Annotated in this window: 8 protein-coding genes; 2 read left to right on the top strand and 6 right to left on the bottom strand. The window is 63.8% G+C overall.

Going from position 1 to position 6,814, the window contains the following annotated elements:
• The 5 genes from G3N95_RS40135 to bcsD all read right to left on the bottom strand — a co-directional run.
• Positions 1-194: hypothetical protein (locus G3N95_RS40135; RefSeq protein WP_205975611.1), on the bottom strand; the 194-nt coding region annotated here is incomplete at its 3' end.
• Positions 195-197: 3 nt separating this feature from the next.
• Positions 198-2,429, bottom strand: a complete 2,232-nt coding sequence (bcsA, locus tag G3N95_RS40130) for a UDP-forming cellulose synthase catalytic subunit (protein WP_205975609.1) — start codon at positions 2,427-2,429, stop codon at positions 198-200.
• Positions 2,426-3,214 (bottom strand): cellulose biosynthesis protein BcsQ, encoded by a 789-nt coding sequence (gene bcsQ, locus G3N95_RS40125; RefSeq protein WP_205975608.1) that lies wholly within the window; start codon positions 3,212-3,214, stop codon positions 2,426-2,428. Before bcsQ ends, bcsA begins: the two co-directional genes overlap by 4 nt.
• The gene (bcsP, locus tag G3N95_RS40120; RefSeq protein WP_205975607.1) at positions 3,211-4,068 is read right to left on the bottom strand and encodes a cellulose biosynthesis protein BcsP; all 858 of its coding nucleotides are present in this window, start codon (positions 4,066-4,068) and stop codon (positions 3,211-3,213) included. Before bcsP ends, bcsQ begins: the two co-directional genes overlap by 4 nt.
• 107 nt (positions 4,069-4,175) lie before the next feature.
• Complete coding sequence (gene bcsD / locus G3N95_RS40115) at positions 4,176-4,640, bottom strand: cellulose biosynthesis protein BcsD (RefSeq protein WP_205975606.1); 465 nt, start codon at positions 4,638-4,640, stop codon at positions 4,176-4,178.
• A gap of 335 nt (positions 4,641-4,975) precedes the next feature.
• Between bcsD and G3N95_RS40110 the strand changes: the two genes are divergently transcribed.
• Positions 4,976-5,377 (top strand): hypothetical protein, encoded by a 402-nt coding sequence (locus G3N95_RS40110; protein ID WP_205975610.1) that lies wholly within the window; start codon positions 4,976-4,978, stop codon positions 5,375-5,377.
• A 90-nt stretch (positions 5,378-5,467) separates the two neighbouring features.
• On the top strand, positions 5,468-6,286 hold the full coding sequence (locus tag G3N95_RS40105; protein WP_205975605.1) for an alpha/beta hydrolase: 819 nt from the start codon (positions 5,468-5,470) through the stop codon (positions 6,284-6,286).
• A gap of 117 nt (positions 6,287-6,403) precedes the next feature.
• Here G3N95_RS40105 and G3N95_RS40100 read toward each other — a convergent pair.
• A partial coding sequence (locus tag G3N95_RS40100) for a peptidoglycan DD-metalloendopeptidase family protein (protein WP_205975604.1) occupies positions 6,404-6,814 on the bottom strand: 411 nt, incomplete at its 5' end.

Genomic DNA, 6,814 nt, shown 5'->3' with positions numbered 1-6,814 from the left:
TGCTCGGTATCGTGCAGCAGTTCGCGGCGATACGCGTCGATCACGATGTCCTGGCTCGCGCCGAAGAACGCAACGAGCGCGGTCAGCGCGGCCACCGTCGCGCGCAGCGGCAGCCGGCGCGCGCTGCGCGCCAGCGAACGCACACCATTCCTCATCGCCGCTGCAACAGTGGCGTCGTATCGCAAGATCCCCATACGTTATTTTCCGTTCTTCGTGTCGTTTGCCGAGGCCTTGCGTCTGCTGCGCAGCGTGCGCAGGTCGGCGTAGAGATGTTCGAACAGCCCGCCGATCCCGCCCACACCGACGCGCATCACATGCGACAGGCTCTTGAGCGGCGTATCGACTTCTCGCCCTTCCGCCCAGCCGGTCCATGCGTCGGCGCGCGCGAACGTGCTCTGCACGAAGTCGAGTTCCTGCTCGTGCGTCAGCGCCCCGAACTTCAGGCCGACGCGGCCCGGCACCGCGTACGTGACATCGGCGGGAAACACGAACTCTTCCTGGCCGCGAAACAGCGACACGACCACCTTCTCGTGCAGCGGCACCTGGATTGCGGCGGGCAGTTGCAGCGCGAGGCCGCCTTCCGCGTAGTCGACCGTTTCGCAGGTGAGCGTGCGGCCCGTCGAAAAGCGCAGCGACGCCGGAATGCGCATCGCGACGCGGTGCGTGGCGCGCACCTGGCGCTGCTCGCGCGCCGCCGCGACGCTCGCGCCGAGGATCAGCATGTTGTAGCCCGTCCACGCGAGATTCAGCACGGTCGTCTGCACTTCGCTGTGCGAACTGGCGTGAAGCGCGATATGCACGCAGCCGACGACGAAGCCGATCAGGTTCAGCGCCAGCAGGATCAGATACGGACGCGAAATGCCCCAGTCGAAGTACTGCTCCTCGATGCGGCCGCCCTTCGCCGTCACGTTGAACTTGCCGAGCTTCGGGTTGATCAGCGCGAGCAGCGTCGGCGCCGTGATGTACGACGCGAGCACCGATTCGTAGACCTCGGACCAGAACGAATGGCGGAACTTCTGCTGCATCCGCGAGTTCGTGATGTTCGCGTGGAACATGTGCGGCAGCGCGAAGATCGCGATCGTGCCCGCCGCCGCCTGGATGATGTGCGCGTTGAAGAACAGGAACGACAGCGGCGCCGTCAGGAACACCAGACGCGGGATGCCGTAGAAGAAGTGCATCATCGCGTTCAGATAGCAGAGCCGCTGGCCGAACGTCAGGCCGCGCCCCGTGAGCGGATTGTCGATGCGGAAAATCTGCGTCATGCCGCGTGCCCAGCGGATGCGCTGGCCGATGTGGCCGCCGAGACTTTCCGTCGCGAGGCCCGCGGCCTGCGGAATCGCGAGATACGCCGTGGTGTAGCCGCGGCGGTGCAGCTTGAGCGCGGTGTGCGCATCTTCCGTCACGGTTTCGACGGCGATGCCGCCGATCTCTTCGACCATCGTACGGCGCAACAGCGCGCACGAGCCGCAGAAGAACGTCGCGTTCCACAGGTCGTTGCCGTCCTGCACGAGGCCGTAGAACAGCTCGCCCTCGTTCGGCACCTTGCGGAACGTGCCGAGATTCTTTTCGAACGGATCGGCGGAGAAGAAATGGTGCGGCGTCTGCAGCATCGACAGCTTCTTGTCGCGCAGGAACCAGCCGAGGCCCACTTGCAGGAACGAGCGCGTCGGGATGTGATCGCAGTCGAAGATCGCGAAGTATTCGCCGTCGGTGATCTTCAACGCTTCGTTGATGTTGCCCGCCTTCGCGTGGCGGTTGTGCGAACGGATCGTCCACGCGACGCCCACTTCCTCGCAGAACGCCTTGAACTCGGGACGGCGGCCGTCGTCGAGCACGTGGATGGACAGCTTGTCCTTCGGGTAGTCGAGCGCGATCGCCGCGTAGACGGTCGGCTTCACGACGGAGAGCGGCTCGTTGTAGGTCGGAATGAAAATGTCGACGGTCGGCCATTCGCTGCGGTCGGCGGGCAGCGGCAACGGTTTGCGCCTGAGCGGCCAGGCCGTCTGGAAGTAGCCGAGCATCAGCACGAGCGCCGCGTACACCTCCGCCGACACCAGCAGCAGACCCCACGCGGCGTCGAGAGGACGCTCCCAGTAAGTGGTCTCCGTCAGACGCCAGTACATGTAGCGGCCCGTCGCGATCACCGACAGCATGATCATCACGAGCGTCGCGTAATGGCCCTTCGCGCGCCGGAACAGCAGCGCGCAGACAAAGCAGCAGATCGCGAACGTGAGCTGCTCGCCGAACGCGAGCGGCACCGTGAACACGAAGAACAGCGCCGCCAGCGCAAACAGCACCAGCAGGATCGTGACGGGCTTGCTGCCGAGAATGCGTCCGTCGATCAGATGCGAAGCCAGCCGATCGAAGCGCGAGCGGCGTGGCGGCTCGGCGTCGACGGCGTCGAGGATGTCTTCCGGCGCGGTGCTCATGCGACGTTCCTCGGCAGCCTGGCCTGGCCGTTCAGGCACGCGCCCAGCCATTCGCCGCAGGTGCGTAGATCAGTGGCCGCCTGGCTATGCGGGTCGTAATGAATCACGGTCGTGTCGTACGCAAGCGATTCGCTCACGCCCTGGTCGAGATGGATGACGCCCGGAAAGAGATGCCCGGCGAGCGCATCGCGCAATACCTTGACGACGTCTTTCGTGAGGCTGCGGCTCTGGTCCACCTGGTTGATCACGTAGCCGTAGCCGATGAAGTCCTGACGCGGCAACGCGTAGGTCTGGATCAGCCGCTCCATCTGCGGGATCGCCGCATACGACGCGGCGTCGGCGATCACGACGTTCAGCACGAAGTCCGCGGCCAGCAGCGCGGCGCGCGTGTAGACGGTCGCGCCCGGCGGCGTGTCGATCAGCACGATGTCGTCCGCATCGAGCGCAAGGGCCTCGAGCGACTCGCGAATCAGATAGGGATCGCTGTCGAGCCGCGCCTCGAACACGCGCCGGTCATCTTCGTTCAGCGCGCCATGCGGCAGCGCCGTGATGCCGTCGATGCCGTCGAACATCACCGTGCGCCACGGAGCGCCCGCCAGCGTCGCGCGCGCGACGCCGTCGTAATTGTCGATGGGAATGCCGAAGTGCAGACGCAGCGCGTTCTGCGGATCGAAGTCGACAGCGATCACGCGGCGGCCGTTCGAGCCGAGCACCGACGCGAGATTCGCGGCCAGCGTCGTCTTGCCGACGCCACCCTTGGCGGAGACAACCGACACGACTCTCATGCGTCACCATCCGCCTTGAAGCGCGACCGGAAGGTGTCGCGCAATGAACGGGCGGGCGCCGCCGGGCCGTGCGACAGTCGCGCGAAAAGCGTCGACAGGTCTTTCGACGGCGCGGCTGCGGGCGCTTCGGATGAGGTTGCCTTGCCGCCGAACAGTCCCGAGAGGATCGAGCCGCCCTGCTGCTGCGCGGGCGCTCTCGATACGTCGCGGGTGCTTTCCGGCACGGCTCTAGCTAATACGGCAGGGCCAAACGTTTGGCGTTTACTTAAAAAAGAGGGGGGTGGGGCGGACTGGGCCTCCTGCTGAGGCGCAGAAACGCGGGAAGCTGGCGTGACGGGCGGCACCGACGGTGCCGGAGCCATGGCAGGCGTGGCGATTGCGGCAACGGGCGCAACTGCCGGTGCTGCCGCGGCGGCGGCCATGCTGGGAGCGTTGGCGGCGGTATTGCTGCGCTCGGCTGCGGCTGCCGGCGGCACGCTGAAACGGTTCGCGCCCGTTTGTGCCGGGGCGACGGGCGGCGGCGTCGTTGCATGGCGATGGCCGCGCGCGAACAACGGCAAACGTGCCGGTCCCGAGGACTCGGAGCCGCTGGAGGCAGCCGTTCGTACAGGCTGCTCGCCCTGCCCGGCCGCCGACGCGACGCCCGGCTCCGCGCGAAAGCCCGACGCTGCCGTCGGCGCCGCGGGACGCCCGGCGTCGGGTACCGGCCCGGTATGCGCGATATCGAGCGCGTTCAGCAACGGCCAACGCAATGCGGCTTGCTTCGCTTCGTCGTCGCGCGCGACTTCCTGATATTGCCCGGCGTCGCCACCGAAGCGCCGGAAGAGATTACCGACGTCGTCTGAAACGCTCATGATGTTTCCCTCTGCTTGTGCTACGCATCCCCGTACTTCGACAGCACGTGCTGTCGGCACCCCCTGTTTCACTATATGGTTAACGTCGTCGCGGACGTCAAGTTTAGTCAGGGCGCATTAAACAGTCTGAACTCATACGCGTGCGCGTTCGTACTTCGATATTCCTGCAACGCCAGCGAGCCCGCACCCAGTTCATGCAGCCAGTGCTGATACGCACCCTCGAGAAACGCAGATGCCCACGGTGCCGCCCGTTCGCCAAATGCCGCAAGCGGCGCACAGGCGTGCTCGATGGAAAGATAGTCGTCCCGTTCGACGAGACGCACAAAGCCCCAGTCGAGTTCCGACCAGATGCCGTTCAGGAAGGAAGCGAGGTCGTCGAGTGTCGTGCAGCCGTTGGCCGGATACCTTGCGGCAAAACGCGCACCGATGCGCGCCATCAGCATGCGCAGTTGCGCCGTATCAAGCTGTGTCTCGAACTCTTCGGCGAGCGCGCTGAGAAAGCCGCGCCATTGCACGGAAGTCTGATGTCGCGTGTAATAGTCGAGCAGGGTTGCCGTGTGTTCGTCTTGCATGTCCGAGAGGTTGATTACGTATGCGTATGATTGACCGGCATGGCACTGGTAAACCAGTATCGAACACCGTTACATCGACAGACTGATTTGTTGAGCGAACCGTCACAATGGGCGCCGCCAGCATAGCATCGTTCAGATGCCGATAAAAAGGCAACCGGCATCGTTTCCGATGTGGGAAGCCGGCGACGAGCGGATATTTTGCGCTTGCTCTTTTGCATGGGCTCTGTGCAGTTGAACGAATGCTTCATTCGCTTGCGCTTTCTTCCCACGCCTTACGAGTAAATGCGGCTTTCTGCATGCTTCAATTGAAATGCTTCGGGAGTCAGACGATGAAGATCAACGACGAACGCGCCATTCAGTTTCTCGGCGCTGTACGCAAGCCATTACTCGTGCTGCATAAGGCGATACTCGATCACGAGCGCGCATTGTATGAGAAGGAGTTCGGTCCCGTCACGCCTGCCGCCTTCCTGCAGGTGCTGATCAACGGCACGGGGTTTCGCTGGCTGAATCCGTTGTCGACGGTCATTGCGAATGTCGACGAAATTCTCGACGACGAAAAGGCGACGAGTGCCGACCGCGTGGCGGCCGTCGAATCCGTTGCCGGCCTTTTCTCCGAGGATTTGCCTGGCAATATTTTCCTGCCGCGTTACCGGCAAATTTTGCAGTCCAGCCCCGAGATATTGCACGCGCATGGACAAGTCGCGCCGATTTTGAAGTCACTTGAAACGGGCGATTAATCGACTCGCCTGTTTCGCATTTGACTCGTTAATCGAGGCGCAAATCCGCGCCGCGAATCTTGCATGGATGTCGAACGGAGTTGAACACGCATGACACACTGGATGCTCGATCAGCAGTTCATGTATCGCGATCAGGTCGTTCGTTATCGGACCTTCGGCGATGGACCACCCATCGTGTTGATTCACGGCACGCCGTTTTCATCGTGGGTGTGGCATCGTATCGCGCCGCATCTCGCGCGGGATCGCAAGGTCCATGTGTATGACCTGCTCGGCTATGGGCAGTCGGAACGGCGCGATGGACAGGACGTATCGCTCGGCGTGCAGAATGGCTTGCTCGCCGCGCTGCTCGATCACTGGCAGCTGAACGCGCCCGATGTCGTCGCGCATGACTTCGGCGGCGCGACCGCGTTGCGCGCGCATTTGATCGACGGCTGCGACTATGCGAGCCTCACGCTGATCGATCCGGTCGCCGTCGCTCCATGGGGTTCGCCGTTCGTGCGGCACGTGCGCGAACATGCAGCGGCTTTCGAGGGCCTGCCCGCCTATATTCACGAGGCTGTTGTCAACGCGTACATTCGCGGCTCGATCGCAAGAACGATCGCCGCCGACGAACTTGCGCCTTATGTCGCGCCGTGGCTCGGCGAAGTCGGGCAACCCGCCTTCTACCGGCAGATCGCGCAGATGGATCAGCGTTATACGGATGAAGTCGAATCGCGCTACTCGCAGATGCGCTGCCGCACGCAGATCCTGTGGGGCGAGCAGGATGAATGGATCCCCATCGAGCGCGGCAGGCATCTGGCGAGCGTCATTCCAGACGCGCGTTTCCAGCCCGTGCCGAATGCCGGCCACCTCGTGCAGGAAGACGCGCCCGAGGCCATCGTCGCCGCCGTGTTGCGCTGGCTCGGGTGAGCGTCGCTCGGCAGGCACTGCTTACGGGCTGTTGCACGCGCAAACAAACAGAAAGGCTCCGGCGAAGTGCATTCGCCGGAGCCTTTCTGTTTCATACTGCGTCGGGTGAAGCGCGCGTTAGCTGCGCTGGTGCGGCAGATACGGCATCGGATCGATCGGCTTGCCGTCGTGACGCAGTTCGAACAGCACGGACACGCGCGAGTTGTTCTCGTTGCCCATCTCGGCGATCTGCTGACCCTTGCGCACGATGTCGCCCGTCTTCACGAGCAGCCTGCGGTTGTGCGCGTAGGCGGTCAGAAAATCCTTGTTGTGCTGCACGATGATGAGGCTGCCGTACTCGTTCAGTCCGGTGCCGGCGTACATGACCTTGCCGTCGGCGGCGGCGCGGATCGGGTCGCCCGCCTTGCCGCCGATCTCGATGCCACGCGTCTCGCCCGGCTGGAACCCTTCGACGACATTGCCCTGCGCCGGCCAGATCAACGCCACGCCTTTCGCGTGACGCGCAACTTCGGCATTCACTTCGCGCGA

The sequence above is a fragment of the Paraburkholderia sp. Tr-20389 genome (assembly GCF_017104565.1).
In the GTDB taxonomy this organism is placed as follows: domain Bacteria; phylum Pseudomonadota; class Gammaproteobacteria; order Burkholderiales; family Burkholderiaceae; genus Paraburkholderia.
Note: the sequence above shows the minus strand (reverse complement) of the source record. Positions and strands in the feature narration are given on the sequence as shown.

Bases quoted from the DNA above. Each gene is read 5' to 3' on its own strand.
- bcsA (WP_205975609.1), bottom strand. From the start codon at position 2,429: ATGAGCACCGCGCCGGAAGACATCCTCGACGCCGTCGACGCCGAGCCG.
- bcsQ (WP_205975608.1), bottom strand. From the start codon at position 3,214: ATGAGAGTCGTGTCGGTTGTCTCCGCCAAGGGTGGCGTCGGCAAGACG.
- bcsP (WP_205975607.1), bottom strand. From the start codon at position 4,068: ATGAGCGTTTCAGACGACGTCGGTAATCTCTTCCGGCGCTTCGGTGGC.
- bcsD (WP_205975606.1), bottom strand. From the start codon at position 4,640: ATGCAAGACGAACACACGGCAACCCTGCTCGACTATTACACGCGACAT.
- G3N95_RS40105 (WP_205975605.1), top strand. From the start codon at position 5,468: ATGACACACTGGATGCTCGATCAGCAGTTCATGTATCGCGATCAGGTC.